Here is a 14,090-nt window from a genome sequence, read left to right as displayed (position 1 = left end):
AGAGAGGGCCGATCTTCATGAAGAGCCGAGGTCCCTCGGCAGGCCGTGTGGCAGGCAAGCTGGCGCAGGCGCTCCAAAAAAGTTTCGGATGGGCTTGGCAATGCCGGAAATAGCGTGCTATAGTCGATGGCTCTGCTGATGAACGCAGCCGCCGAGTCGCTAGTCGACAAGGCAGTTGAAGAAAATCAGTAGAAACCCTCAAGTTTGACAGGACTTATCAAAAACTGTCATAATTCAAGGCTTCGCTGATCGCAGCGAGGCAGGCAAAACGAGACGCAAAGTCGAGTGGCTGCCGCAAGGTTCGTTAACAACATACAGCCGATAAGCGTGGGCGTTTGAAGGCGATTGCCAAGTTCTTCGGAACAAGGTCGCAAGACCTTTAAACGCTCATAGATAGACAAGAAGCTTCCAGCAATGGGAGCGCCTTGTCGATTCCAAATGAGTGGCCTCGAGAGAGGCAACAAATCAAGATCGAACTGAAGAGTTTGATCCTGGCTCAGATTGAACGCTGGCGGAATGCTTTACACATGCAAGTCGAACGGCAGCACGGGGGCAACCCTGGTGGCGAGTGGCGAACGGGTGAGTAATACATCGGAACGTGCCCAGTCGTGGGGGATAACGCAGCGAAAGCTGTGCTAATACCGCATACGATCTACGGATGAAAGCGGGGGATCGCAAGACCTCGCGCGATTGGAGCGGCCGATGGCAGATTAGGTAGTTGGTGGGGTAAAGGCTCACCAAGCCTGCGATCTGTAGCTGGTCTGAGAGGACGACCAGCCACACTGGGACTGAGACACGGCCCAGACTCCTACGGGAGGCAGCAGTGGGGAATTTTGGACAATGGGCGCAAGCCTGATCCAGCCATTCCGCGTGCAGGATGAAGGCCTTCGGGTTGTAAACTGCTTTTGTACGGAACGAAAAGGCTCTGGTTAATACCTGGGGCTCATGACGGTACCGTAAGAATAAGCACCGGCTAACTACGTGCCAGCAGCCGCGGTAATACGTAGGGTGCGAGCGTTAATCGGAATTACTGGGCGTAAAGCGTGCGCAGGCGGTGATGTAAGACAGATGTGAAATCCCCGGGCTCAACCTGGGAACTGCATTTGTGACTGCATCGCTGGAGTGCGGCAGAGGGGGATGGAATTCCGCGTGTAGCAGTGAAATGCGTAGATATGCGGAGGAACACCGATGGCGAAGGCAATCCCCTGGGCCTGCACTGACGCTCATGCACGAAAGCGTGGGGAGCAAACAGGATTAGATACCCTGGTAGTCCACGCCCTAAACGATGTCAACTGGTTGTTGGTCCTTCACTGGATCAGTAACGAAGCTAACGCGTGAAGTTGACCGCCTGGGGAGTACGGCCGCAAGGTTGAAACTCAAAGGAATTGACGGGGACCCGCACAAGCGGTGGATGATGTGGTTTAATTCGATGCAACGCGAAAAACCTTACCCACCTTTGACATGTACGGAATTCCGCAGAGATGTGGAAGTGCTCGAAAGAGAACCGTAACACAGGTGCTGCATGGCTGTCGTCAGCTCGTGTCGTGAGATGTTGGGTTAAGTCCCGCAACGAGCGCAACCCTTGTCATTAGTTGCTACATTTAGTTGGGCACTCTAATGAGACTGCCGGTGACAAACCGGAGGAAGGTGGGGATGACGTCAAGTCCTCATGGCCCTTATAGGTGGGGCTACACACGTCATACAATGGCCGGTACAAAGGGCTGCCAACCCGCGAGGGGGAGCCAATCCCATAAAACCGGTCGTAGTCCGGATCGCAGTCTGCAACTCGACTGCGTGAAGTCGGAATCGCTAGTAATCGTGGATCAGAATGTCACGGTGAATACGTTCCCGGGTCTTGTACACACCGCCCGTCACACCATGGGAGCGGGTTCTGCCAGAAGTAGTTAGCCTAACCGCAAGGAGGGCGATTACCACGGCAGGGTTCGTGACTGGGGTGAAGTCGTAACAAGGTAGCCGTATCGGAAGGTGCGGCTGGATCACCTCCTTTCTGGAAATAAAGCAATCCAATTTGAACGCTCACACTTATCGGTTGTTGGAAGGTTGTCGCCAACGGCCCGGGTTCGCGCCTGGTCATAAAGCGACCGGCTCGGGTCTGTAGCTCAGTTGGTTAGAGCACCGTCTTGATAAGGCGGGGGTCGTTGGTTCGAGACCAACCAGACCCACCATCCTCCTAGCGAGGCAAGCCCGGGGGATTAGCTCAGCTGGGAGAGCACCTGCTTTGCAAGCAGGGGGTCGTCGGTTCGATCCCGTCATCCTCCACCAAACCTTTCTTCAGTTCAACACCAAAGCGGCTTCGGCAAGAGGCTGTTTTGTTGTTGATCGACATTGTTCGATCAATCGGCTGTTCTTTAACAATTCATAGAGTCGAATCAGCGTTGCTCGCGGAAAGGGTCTTCGGATCCACCGTGCCGCGAGCAACATGAATTTTTGATTGCGTCAAATGAACTTCAACGGAGCAATTCGTTTGAAGACGGCATAACGCGCGAGGTGAAAGACCTCGCAATTCCTTGATGGACCGAGAACTCTCGTGAGAGAGGTCAAAGTTATAGGGTCAAGTGAATAAGAGCATGTGGTGGATGCCTTGGCGATGATAGGCGACGAAGGACGTGATAGCCTGCGATAAGCTTCGGGGAGCTGGCAAATAAGCTTTGATCCGGAGATTTCCGAATGGGGAAACCCACCGAAAGGTATCGCATGATGAATACATAGTCATGCGAGGCGAACCGGGTGAACTGAAACATCTCAGTAGCTCGAGGAAAAGACATCAACCGAGATTCCGAAAGTAGTGGCGAGCGAAATCGGAAGAGCCTGCTAGTGATAGCACCAGACTTAACGGAACAGCTTGGAAAAGCTGGCCACAGCGGGTGATAGCCCCGTACGTGAAAAGACTGGTGTGGTACTGAGCTAGCGACAAGTAGGGCGGGACACGTGAAATCCTGTCTGAAGATGGGGGGACCATCCTCCAAGGCTAAATACTCATCATCGACCGATAGTGAACTAGTACCGTGAGGGAAAGGCGAAAAGAACCCCGGGAGGGGAGTGAAATAGATCCTGAAACCGCATGCTTACAAAAAGTCGGAGCCCGCAAGGGTGACGGCGTACCTTTTGTATAATGGGTCAGCGACTTACATTCAGTGGCAAGCTTAACCGAGTAGGGAAGGCGTAGGGAAACCGAGTCCGAACAGGGCGATTCAGTCGCTGGGTGTAGACCCGAAACCAAGTGATCTATCCATGGCCAGGATGAAGGTGCCGTAACAGGTACTGGAGGTCCGAACCGACTAGTGTTGCAAAACTAGCGGATGAGCTGTGGATAGGGGTGAAAGGCTAAACAAACTTGGAAATAGCTGGTTCTCTCCGAAAACTATTTAGGTAGTGCCTCAAGTATTACCTTCGGGGGTAGAGCACTGTTTTGGCTAGGGGGTCATGGCGACTTACCAAACCAATGCAAACTCCGAATACCGAAGAGTAGAGCTTGGGAGACAGAGCACCGGGTGCTAACGTCCGGACTCAAGAGGGAAACAACCCAGACCGCCAGCTAAGGTCCCTAAAATTGGCTAAGTGGGAAACGAAGTGGGAAGGCTAAAACAGTCAGGATGTTGGCTTAGAAGCAGCCATCATTTAAAGAAAGCGTAATAGCTCACTGATCGAGTCGTCCTGCGCGGAAGATGTAACGGGGCTAAGCCAGTTACCGAAGCTGCGGATGTGCACGCAAGTGCACGTGGTAGGAGAGCGTTCTGTAAGCCTGTGAAGGTGGCTTGTAAAGGCTGCTGGAGGTATCAGAAGTGCGAATGCTGACATGAGTAGCGTTAAAGCGGGTGAAAAGCCCGCTCGCCGTAAGCGCAAGGTTTTCTACGCAACGTTCATCGGCGTAGAGTGAGTCGGCCCCTAAGGTGAGGCAGAGATGCGTAGCTGATGGGAAACAGGTCAATATTCCTGTACCGATGTGTAGTGCGATGTGGGGACGAAGAAGGTTAGCTCATCCGGGTGTTGGATGTCCCGGTTCAAGCCTGTAGTCGTGCCTGGTAGGTAAATCCGCCGGGCTGAGATGAGGGGTGATAACGAGGCGGCTTGCCGCCGAAGTGAGTGATACCCTGCTTCCAGGAAAAGCCACTAAGCTTCAGCTACACACGACCGTACCGCAAACCGACACTGGTGCGCGAGATGAGTATTCTAAGGCGCTTGAGAGAACTCAGGAGAAGGAACTCGGCAAATTGACACCGTAACTTCGGAAGAAGGTGTGCCCTTAGTAGGTGAAGTCCCTCGCGGATGGAGCCCAATGGGGTTGCAAAAAATCGGTGGCTGCGACTGTTTAATAAAAACACAGCTCTCTGCAAACACGAAAGTGGACGTATAGGGAGTGACGCCTGCCCGGTGCTGGAAGATTAAATGATGGGGTGCAAGCTCTTGATTGAAGTCCCAGTAAACGGCGGCCGTAACTATAACGGTCCTAAGGTAGCGAAATTCCTTGTCGGGTAAGTTCCGACCTGCACGAATGGCGTAACGATGGCCACACTGTCTCCTCCTGAGACTCAGCGAAGTTGAAATGTTTGTGATGATGCAATCTCCCCGCGGAAAGACGGAAAGACCCCATGAACCTTTACTGTAGCTTTGTATTGGACTTTGAACGGATCTGTGTAGGATAGGTGGGAGGCTTTGAAGTGCGGTCGCTAGATCGCATGGAGCCAACGTTGAAATACCACCCTGGTGCGTTTGAGGTTCTAACCTAGGTCCATTATCTGGATCGGGGACAGTGCATGGTAGGCAGTTTGACTGGGGCGGTCTCCTCCCAAAGCGTAACGGAGGAGTTCGAAGGTACGCTAGTTACGGTCGGACATCGTGACGATAGTGCAATGGCATAAGCGTGCTTAACTGCGAGACTGACAAGTCGAGCAGATGCGAAAGCAGGACATAGTGATCCGGTGGTTCTGTATGGAAGGGCCATCGCTCAACGGATAAAAGGTACTCTGGGGATAACAGGCTGATACCGCCCAAGAGTTCATATCGACGGCGGTGTTTGGCACCTCGATGTCGGCTCATCTCATCCTGGGGCTGTAGCCGGTCCCAAGGGTATGGCTGTTCGCCATTTAAAGAGGTACGTGAGCTGGGTTTAAAACGTCGTGAGACAGTTTGGTCCCTATCTTCCGTGGGCGCTGCAGATTTGAGGAAGCCTGCTCCTAGTACGAGAGGACCGGAGTGGACGCACCTCTGGTGTATCGGTTGTCACGCCAGTGGCATTGCCGAGTAGCTAAGTGCGGAAGAGATAACCGCTGAAAGCATCTAAGCGGGAAACTCGTTCCAAGATGAGATCTGCCGGGGCCTCGAGCCCCCTGAAGAGTCGTTCAAGACCAGGACGTTGATAGGTCGGGTGTGGAAGCGCAGCAATGCGTTGAGCTAACCGATACTAATTGCTCGTGCGGCTTGACCCTATAACTTTGATCGTCAGATCAAGATGTTATGCCAAGACGCAATACAAGAATTCAAGCTGATTTGCTCTATGAATTGGTCGTCCAGACCACAAATCTGGATGGCAACAAGTTATGCCTGATGACCATAGCGAGGTGGTCCCACTCCTTCCCATCCCGAACAGGACAGTGAAACGCCTCTGCGCCGATGATAGTGCGGATTCCCGTGTGAAAGTAGGACATCGTCAGGCTTCTACAGCCCCAAAAGCCCCTCGCGTAAGCGCAGGGGCTTTTGTCTTTTAGTGTAGACACCTCAATGTCGAGCACCCGGATCGCAGCCCACCAGCTGTGCGCGGTTCAGGCAGGCGACGTGAATGGCTGCCGGTTCGCCGGCGGCGGTGTCCGGCGGATCGCCAAGGCCAGCTGTACTGGCGGCGCGCGGTCCACGCGAGCGGCCTGGCCGTTGCGCGGCCGGGCGCGTCGGAGGGGTCGCGGGCAGCCAGTGAGGCCCGCAAGTTTGGTCAAGTATTGACCGGCAAGCGAAAACTGGTATAGAATACAAGGCTCTGCTGACGAGCAGCCAACCGCGGCGCTAGCCGAAAACGGTCGAAGGCAAATCAGTAGAAACCCTCAAGTTTGACAGGACTTATCAAAAACTGTCATAATTCAAGGCTTCGCTGATCGCAGCGAGGCAGGCAAAACGAGACGCAAAGTCGAGTGGCTGCCGCAAGGTTCGTTAACAACATACAGCCGATAAGCGTGGGCGTTTGAAGGCGATTGCCAAGTTCTTCGGAACAAGGTCGCAAGACCTTTAAACGCTCATAGATAGACAAGAAGCTTCCAGCAATGGGAGCGCCTTGTCGATTCCAAATGAGTGGCCTCGAGAGAGGCAACAAATCAAGATCGAACTGAAGAGTTTGATCCTGGCTCAGATTGAACGCTGGCGGAATGCTTTACACATGCAAGTCGAACGGCAGCACGGGGGCAACCCTGGTGGCGAGTGGCGAACGGGTGAGTAATACATCGGAACGTGCCCAGTCGTGGGGGATAACGCAGCGAAAGCTGTGCTAATACCGCATACGATCTACGGATGAAAGCGGGGGATCGCAAGACCTCGCGCGATTGGAGCGGCCGATGGCAGATTAGGTAGTTGGTGGGGTAAAGGCTCACCAAGCCTGCGATCTGTAGCTGGTCTGAGAGGACGACCAGCCACACTGGGACTGAGACACGGCCCAGACTCCTACGGGAGGCAGCAGTGGGGAATTTTGGACAATGGGCGCAAGCCTGATCCAGCCATTCCGCGTGCAGGATGAAGGCCTTCGGGTTGTAAACTGCTTTTGTACGGAACGAAAAGGCTCTGGTTAATACCTGGGGCTCATGACGGTACCGTAAGAATAAGCACCGGCTAACTACGTGCCAGCAGCCGCGGTAATACGTAGGGTGCGAGCGTTAATCGGAATTACTGGGCGTAAAGCGTGCGCAGGCGGTGATGTAAGACAGATGTGAAATCCCCGGGCTCAACCTGGGAACTGCATTTGTGACTGCATCGCTGGAGTGCGGCAGAGGGGGATGGAATTCCGCGTGTAGCAGTGAAATGCGTAGATATGCGGAGGAACACCGATGGCGAAGGCAATCCCCTGGGCCTGCACTGACGCTCATGCACGAAAGCGTGGGGAGCAAACAGGATTAGATACCCTGGTAGTCCACGCCCTAAACGATGTCAACTGGTTGTTGGTCCTTCACTGGATCAGTAACGAAGCTAACGCGTGAAGTTGACCGCCTGGGGAGTACGGCCGCAAGGTTGAAACTCAAAGGAATTGACGGGGACCCGCACAAGCGGTGGATGATGTGGTTTAATTCGATGCAACGCGAAAAACCTTACCCACCTTTGACATGTACGGAATTCCGCAGAGATGTGGAAGTGCTCGAAAGAGAACCGTAACACAGGTGCTGCATGGCTGTCGTCAGCTCGTGTCGTGAGATGTTGGGTTAAGTCCCGCAACGAGCGCAACCCTTGTCATTAGTTGCTACATTTAGTTGGGCACTCTAATGAGACTGCCGGTGACAAACCGGAGGAAGGTGGGGATGACGTCAAGTCCTCATGGCCCTTATAGGTGGGGCTACACACGTCATACAATGGCCGGTACAAAGGGCTGCCAACCCGCGAGGGGGAGCCAATCCCATAAAACCGGTCGTAGTCCGGATCGCAGTCTGCAACTCGACTGCGTGAAGTCGGAATCGCTAGTAATCGTGGATCAGAATGTCACGGTGAATACGTTCCCGGGTCTTGTACACACCGCCCGTCACACCATGGGAGCGGGTTCTGCCAGAAGTAGTTAGCCTAACCGCAAGGAGGGCGATTACCACGGCAGGGTTCGTGACTGGGGTGAAGTCGTAACAAGGTAGCCGTATCGGAAGGTGCGGCTGGATCACCTCCTTTCTGGAAATAAAGCAATCCAATTTGAACGCTCACACTTATCGGTTGTTGGAAGGTTGTCGCCAACGGCCCGGGTTCGCGCCTGGTCATAAAGCGACCGGCTCGGGTCTGTAGCTCAGTTGGTTAGAGCACCGTCTTGATAAGGCGGGGGTCGTTGGTTCGAGACCAACCAGACCCACCATCCTCCTAGCGAGGCAAGCCCGGGGGATTAGCTCAGCTGGGAGAGCACCTGCTTTGCAAGCAGGGGGTCGTCGGTTCGATCCCGTCATCCTCCACCAAACCTTTCTTCAGTTCAACACCAAAGCGGCTTCGGCAAGAGGCTGTTTTGTTGTTGATCGACATTGTTCGATCAATCGGCTGTTCTTTAACAATTCATAGAGTCGAATCAGCGTTGCTCGCGGAAAGGGTCTTCGGATCCACCGTGCCGCGAGCAACATGAATTTTTGATTGCGTCAAATGAACTTCAACGGAGCAATTCGTTTGAAGACGGCATAACGCGCGAGGTGAAAGACCTCGCAATTCCTTGATGGACCGAGAACTCTCGTGAGAGAGGTCAAAGTTATAGGGTCAAGTGAATAAGAGCATGTGGTGGATGCCTTGGCGATGATAGGCGACGAAGGACGTGATAGCCTGCGATAAGCTTCGGGGAGCTGGCAAATAAGCTTTGATCCGGAGATTTCCGAATGGGGAAACCCACCGAAAGGTATCGCATGATGAATACATAGTCATGCGAGGCGAACCGGGTGAACTGAAACATCTCAGTAGCTCGAGGAAAAGACATCAACCGAGATTCCGAAAGTAGTGGCGAGCGAAATCGGAAGAGCCTGCTAGTGATAGCACCAGACTTAACGGAACAGCTTGGAAAAGCTGGCCACAGCGGGTGATAGCCCCGTACGTGAAAAGACTGGTGTGGTACTGAGCTAGCGACAAGTAGGGCGGGACACGTGAAATCCTGTCTGAAGATGGGGGGACCATCCTCCAAGGCTAAATACTCATCATCGACCGATAGTGAACTAGTACCGTGAGGGAAAGGCGAAAAGAACCCCGGGAGGGGAGTGAAATAGATCCTGAAACCGCATGCTTACAAAAAGTCGGAGCCCGCAAGGGTGACGGCGTACCTTTTGTATAATGGGTCAGCGACTTACATTCAGTGGCAAGCTTAACCGAGTAGGGAAGGCGTAGGGAAACCGAGTCCGAACAGGGCGATTCAGTCGCTGGGTGTAGACCCGAAACCAAGTGATCTATCCATGGCCAGGATGAAGGTGCCGTAACAGGTACTGGAGGTCCGAACCGACTAGTGTTGCAAAACTAGCGGATGAGCTGTGGATAGGGGTGAAAGGCTAAACAAACTTGGAAATAGCTGGTTCTCTCCGAAAACTATTTAGGTAGTGCCTCAAGTATTACCTTCGGGGGTAGAGCACTGTTTTGGCTAGGGGGTCATGGCGACTTACCAAACCAATGCAAACTCCGAATACCGAAGAGTAGAGCTTGGGAGACAGAGCACCGGGTGCTAACGTCCGGACTCAAGAGGGAAACAACCCAGACCGCCAGCTAAGGTCCCTAAAATTGGCTAAGTGGGAAACGAAGTGGGAAGGCTAAAACAGTCAGGATGTTGGCTTAGAAGCAGCCATCATTTAAAGAAAGCGTAATAGCTCACTGATCGAGTCGTCCTGCGCGGAAGATGTAACGGGGCTAAGCCAGTTACCGAAGCTGCGGATGTGCACGCAAGTGCACGTGGTAGGAGAGCGTTCTGTAAGCCTGTGAAGGTGGCTTGTAAAGGCTGCTGGAGGTATCAGAAGTGCGAATGCTGACATGAGTAGCGTTAAAGCGGGTGAAAAGCCCGCTCGCCGTAAGCGCAAGGTTTTCTACGCAACGTTCATCGGCGTAGAGTGAGTCGGCCCCTAAGGTGAGGCAGAGATGCGTAGCTGATGGGAAACAGGTCAATATTCCTGTACCGATGTGTAGTGCGATGTGGGGACGAAGAAGGTTAGCTCATCCGGGTGTTGGATGTCCCGGTTCAAGCCTGTAGTCGTGCCTGGTAGGTAAATCCGCCGGGCTGAGATGAGGGGTGATAACGAGGCGGCTTGCCGCCGAAGTGAGTGATACCCTGCTTCCAGGAAAAGCCACTAAGCTTCAGCTACACACGACCGTACCGCAAACCGACACTGGTGCGCGAGATGAGTATTCTAAGGCGCTTGAGAGAACTCAGGAGAAGGAACTCGGCAAATTGACACCGTAACTTCGGAAGAAGGTGTGCCCTTAGTAGGTGAAGTCCCTCGCGGATGGAGCCCAATGGGGTTGCAAAAAATCGGTGGCTGCGACTGTTTAATAAAAACACAGCTCTCTGCAAACACGAAAGTGGACGTATAGGGAGTGACGCCTGCCCGGTGCTGGAAGATTAAATGATGGGGTGCAAGCTCTTGATTGAAGTCCCAGTAAACGGCGGCCGTAACTATAACGGTCCTAAGGTAGCGAAATTCCTTGTCGGGTAAGTTCCGACCTGCACGAATGGCGTAACGATGGCCACACTGTCTCCTCCTGAGACTCAGCGAAGTTGAAATGTTTGTGATGATGCAATCTCCCGGCGGAAAGGCGGAAAGACCCCATGAACCTTTACTGTAGCTTTGTATTGGACTTTGATCGGAACTGTGTAGGATAGGTGGGAGGCTTTGAAGTGCGGTCGCTAGATCGCATGGAGCCAACGTTGAAATACCACCCTGTTGGGTTTGAGGTTCTAATCTAGGTCCATTATCTGGATCGGGGACAGTGCATGGTAGGCAGTTTGACTGGGGCGGTCTCCTCCCAAAGCGTAACGGAGGAGTTCGAAGGTACGCTAGTTACGGTCGGACATCGTGACGATAGTGCAATGGCATAAGCGTGCTTAACTGCGAGACTGACAAGTCGAGCAGATGCGAAAGCAGGACATAGTGATCCGGTGGTTCTGTATGGAAGGGCCATCGCTCAACGGATAAAAGGTACTCTGGGGATAACAGGCTGATACCGCCCAAGAGTTCATATCGACGGCGGTGTTTGGCACCTCGATGTCGGCTCATCTCATCCTGGGGCTGTAGCCGGTCCCAAGGGTATGGCTGTTCGCCATTTAAAGAGGTACGTGAGCTGGGTTTAAAACGTCGTGAGACAGTTTGGTCCCTATCTTCCGTGGGCGCTGCAGATTTGAGGAAGCCTGCTCCTAGTACGAGAGGACCGGAGTGGACGCACCTCTGGTGTATCGGTTGTCACGCCAGTGGCATTGCCGAGTAGCTAAGTGCGGAAGAGATAACCGCTGAAAGCATCTAAGCGGGAAACTCGTTCCAAGATGAGATCTGCCGGGGCCTCGAGCCCCCTGAAGAGTCGTTCAAGACCAGGACGTTGATAGGTCGGGTGTGGAAGCGCAGCAATGCGTTGAGCTAACCGATACTAATTGCTCGTGCGGCTTGACCCTATAACTTTGATCGTCAGATCAAGATGTTATGCCAAGACGCAATACAAGAATTCAAGCTGATTTGCTCTATGAATTGGTCGTCCAGACCACAAATCTGGATGGCAACAAGTTATGCCTGATGACCATAGCGAGGTGGTCCCACTCCTTCCCATCCCGAACAGGACAGTGAAACGCCTCTGCGCCGATGATAGTGCGGATTCCCGTGTGAAAGTAGGACATCGTCAGGCTTCTACAGCCCCAAAAGCCCCTCGCGTAAGCGCAGGGGCTTTTGTCTTTGCGACGCCGAAAATCAGGCTGCCAGGAGGCTGGTGCAATTGGCTCGGCCTGCATCCTTGGCCGGCAGCTTGGCGCACGTGCTCGCGAGCTGCTGCCGGATCCGGGTGACCGCGCGGCGCCGTTCCGGATCCTGTCCCTGCCACTGCTGCAGCCTGGCCGAGATCCGCGCCAGTGCGCGCTGGTTGCGCTCGTAAAAGGTCTCGGCTTTGGGCTGCAATTCGCCGATCAGGCCCTTGGCCGTCTTCTCGATGCGAGCGACGTCGCCCGGGGCGAGCTCGATCAGATTGCCGAGGTAATTGGCGCCCCACTGCAGGCGCGTCGCCGGACCTTCCGACCGGCGCCACGCCTGCTCGTACCAGTGCAGCGCTGCCGCCGCGTCCTTGCGCTTCTTCGCGTTGCCGGCCAGACCTAGCATATGGTAGTAAGGCGCCACCGCACGTGGCAGCTCCGCCTTCAGTACCTCGTCCGACTCGTCGATGAGCCCCGCCTCCCGCAGCACGTGCGCGGCGGCGGGCACCACGGCCTGGCGCTCGTACCGGTCGGTGGTGCCGGCGACGATGCGCGCCACTTCGGTGAGCACCTGGGCGCGCTGCTGCGGCGCGAGGTCGTCGGCGCCACCGATCAGCTTCCATAGCGCCACCCTGGCATCCAGCGCGTCGATGCGGCTCGCCTTCGACAGCTGCGCGGCGCCGGCGAGCAGCTTCACGAGGGCGGCATCCCAGCGTGTCGCCAGCTCGCGCCGCTCCTCGCCGGCCGGGGCCAGCCAGCGCACTGCGCTGCCGGCGTAGGCGGTGAGGACGTCCGCGTGCAGTGCCACGCTGGACGGATCCTGGAGCACCTGGTCGACCAACCGCCGTCCGGCGTCGACCACGCCTGTGTTGACGGTCCCGGACTGGGAGCGCAACGCCAGCGACTTCAATGCCAGTCGCTGGCGCACTTCCGGTAGTGCCGTCGGCGCTTTCGCGGCCAGTTCATCCAGGCGCGAGGCCAGTTCCTTCTGGGCGACCACCTGCTCCTGGTCGGTGTCCCAGGAGTAGAACGCCAGCAGCCGCCACTGCTGGGGCTCGATGGTCTTGCCGGCGAGCGCGCGCGCCACCAGTTCCCGCACCGGCACCTGCGCCTCGAGCGCGGCGCTCAACGCGATCAGGTAGCGCTCGGGATCGACCTCGCCCGGCAGACGGGTGATCTCCGTGCCGTCGGGCTTGAAGAGAATCATCGTCGGATACCCCTGCACCTTGAAGCGAGCGGCTACCTTCTGCGCGCCCGGTTTGTCGCCGTCGACGTAGACCGGAACGAACGCGCGGGAGCGCTCGACGAAGTCCGGACGCGAGAACAAGGTGGCTTTCACCTGGTTGCACGGCGGGCACCACACGGCGGCCCAGTACAGGAACACCGGCTTGCCGGCAGCGCGAGCCGCGGCGAACGCCCGGTCGACCTCGGCGTCGGAAGCAGCCGCGTGCCAGGCAATACCGCCAGGCGCCGCCGCCGGCGGGGCGCCCGGGGCGGCCCCGCACGCCAAGGCCAGCACTGCCGCCAGCGCGCAGCGCCGGATCGCGATCGAAGGTCCCACGCCATCACGCATTGATCAACTCCCCATTCACCAGAGCGGCCGCTTTCGCGGCGATCAGATCATCCACCAATCCGCGGAACCACGCTGCCGGCTCCTGGCCGGGAAAGTGCCGCTCCAGGATGAGCGGGAAATACACGGTACCCAGGGCCCAGCGCTCCAGATCCGCGTAGCGAACCCGCTGCAATTCCAGCAGCTTGAACTTGAGCAGCACCTTGGCGGCGTGCCCGGCGTGTCGCACCGGATCGTCCCTGAACGCCCGCAGCCGGCGCCGCGCCGCTTCCAAGGCAGCAGTGACATCCGTGAACAGGCCGCCATGGCCCGGTATGACCAGGCGCGGCTGCAGCGCCTCGATCAGATCCAGCGTGGCGCCGACTTCCTCGAAGGCCTGCTCGCCCTCCAGCTCCTGGAAGACGACGCCAAAGCCGTTGGACCACAGAGCGTCCGCCGAAATCAGGATGCGTCGCTGCGGCTCGAACAGCACGACCGAGTGCTGGTCATGGCCGGGAGCCCCGTGCACTTGCCACGCGCGATCGCCCAGCGCGAGCTCGGTGCCGGGCTCGAGCAGGCGGTCCATCCGGAATCGCGGGCAGTGCTGCCCCGTCGGTTCGTAGGTCAACGCGACCGGGTCCCAGTCGTGCACCCGCCCGGCGAGTCCCGGCGGTATACAGGTGACGACGTCCGGGTACTGCGCCTGCAGCGCCGCGTTGCCGCCGCAATGGTCGCTGTGCAGGTGGGTATTGAGCAGCAGGTCCAGCGGCCGCTCGCCAAGCGCTTGCCTCACCAGCGCGACCGTCTGCGACGCATGCGTCGCGTATCCGCTGTCCACCAGCGCTGACGGGCCGCTGCCATGGAACAGGATGTTGTTGGCCGACAGCCAGCCCCGTTCGAAGACGGTGATGCCGGCCGGCAGCGCATGCGGTTGTGCCATCCCCGAAGCGTGCC

At 56.3% G+C, this 14,090-nt stretch carries 2 protein-coding genes, 4 tRNA genes and 6 rRNA genes; 10 read left to right on the top strand and 2 right to left on the bottom strand.

Features of this window, described 5'->3' with window-relative positions; all coding sequences use genetic code 11:
* Window positions 1-473: 473 nt before the first annotated feature.
* From RAMLITH_RS20420 to rrf (RAMLITH_RS20375), 10 genes are all read left to right on the top strand, one after another.
* Window positions 474-2,008 (top strand): 16S ribosomal RNA (locus RAMLITH_RS20420).
* Window positions 2,009-2,109: 101 nt separating this feature from the next.
* A tRNA-Ile gene (locus RAMLITH_RS20415) sits at window positions 2,110-2,186 on the top strand.
* Window positions 2,187-2,207: 21 nt separating this feature from the next.
* Window positions 2,208-2,283: transfer RNA gene (locus tag RAMLITH_RS20410), tRNA-Ala, on the top strand.
* A 287-nt stretch (window positions 2,284-2,570) separates the two neighbouring features.
* Window positions 2,571-5,447 (top strand): 23S ribosomal RNA (locus RAMLITH_RS20405).
* Between the two features lie 114 nt (window positions 5,448-5,561).
* Window positions 5,562-5,674 (top strand): 5S ribosomal RNA (gene rrf / locus RAMLITH_RS20400).
* A 654-nt stretch (window positions 5,675-6,328) separates the two neighbouring features.
* Window positions 6,329-7,863: ribosomal RNA gene (locus tag RAMLITH_RS20395) — 16S ribosomal RNA — on the top strand.
* 101 nt (window positions 7,864-7,964) lie between these two features.
* A tRNA-Ile gene (locus RAMLITH_RS20390) sits at window positions 7,965-8,041 on the top strand.
* 21 nt (window positions 8,042-8,062) lie between these two features.
* A tRNA-Ala gene (locus RAMLITH_RS20385) sits at window positions 8,063-8,138 on the top strand.
* 287 nt (window positions 8,139-8,425) lie between these two features.
* Window positions 8,426-11,302 (top strand): 23S ribosomal RNA (locus RAMLITH_RS20380).
* Window positions 11,303-11,416: 114 nt separating this feature from the next.
* Window positions 11,417-11,529, top strand: a 5S ribosomal RNA gene (gene rrf, locus RAMLITH_RS20375).
* Together the 16S, 23S and 5S rRNA genes with 4 tRNA genes alongside form the textbook arrangement of a ribosomal RNA operon.
* Window positions 11,530-11,591: 62 nt before the next feature.
* On the opposite strand, the gene RAMLITH_RS20370 is transcribed toward rrf (RAMLITH_RS20375), so the two are convergent.
* Window positions 11,592-13,160 (bottom strand): thioredoxin family protein, encoded by a 1,569-nt coding sequence (locus RAMLITH_RS20370; RefSeq protein ID WP_168109288.1) that lies wholly within the window; start codon window positions 13,158-13,160, stop codon window positions 11,592-11,594.
* Window positions 13,153-14,076, bottom strand: coding sequence for an MBL fold metallo-hydrolase (locus tag RAMLITH_RS20365; protein ID WP_168109287.1), 924 nt, complete (start codon window positions 14,074-14,076; stop codon window positions 13,153-13,155). Before RAMLITH_RS20365 ends, RAMLITH_RS20370 begins: the two co-directional genes overlap by 8 nt.
* Window positions 14,077-14,090 lie beyond the last annotated feature (14 nt).

This window comes from Ramlibacter lithotrophicus, assembly GCF_012184415.1.
Lineage (GTDB): Bacteria > Pseudomonadota > Gammaproteobacteria > Burkholderiales > Burkholderiaceae_C > Ramlibacter > Ramlibacter lithotrophicus.
Note: the sequence above shows the minus strand (reverse complement) of the source record. Positions and strands in the feature narration are given on the sequence as shown.

Excerpts from the sequence above, each read along its gene's own strand:
- RAMLITH_RS20370 (WP_168109288.1), bottom strand. The coding sequence starts at position 13,160 with ATGCGTGATGGCGTGGGACCTTCGATCGCGATCCGGCGCTGCGCGCTG.
- RAMLITH_RS20365 (WP_168109287.1), bottom strand. The coding sequence starts at position 14,076 with ATGGCACAACCGCATGCGCTGCCGGCCGGCATCACCGTCTTCGAACGG.